Genomic DNA, 240 nt, shown 5'->3' with positions numbered 1-240 from the left:
CCCGGCCTGGGTCGCCGCCGAGATCCGCGCCGAGAGCATCTTCAATCCCAACGCCCGCTCGCCGGCCAATGCCATGGGCCTGATGCAGGTGCTGCCCGGCACCGCGTCCGGGGTGGCGAAGAAGATCGGCCTGGACAGCTACACCGGTGCCTCCAGCCTGTACGACCCGGACGTCAACATCGCCATCGGCAGCGCCTACCTGCACCAGCTGCTGGACAAGTACGGCCAGCCCTACGTCAC

At 68.3% G+C, this 240-nt stretch carries 1 protein-coding gene; it reads left to right on the top strand.

Annotated features, from left to right (window positions below):
* The coding region (locus SB822_RS60455) for a transglycosylase SLT domain-containing protein (protein WP_410859566.1) at nt 1–240 on the top strand (240 nt) is incomplete at both ends.

It is taken from the genome of Paraburkholderia sp. SIMBA_054 (genome assembly GCF_046534875.1).
Taxonomy (GTDB): Bacteria; Pseudomonadota; Gammaproteobacteria; order Burkholderiales; family Burkholderiaceae; genus Paraburkholderia; species Paraburkholderia hospita.
Note: the sequence above shows the minus strand (reverse complement) of the source record. Positions and strands in the feature narration are given on the sequence as shown.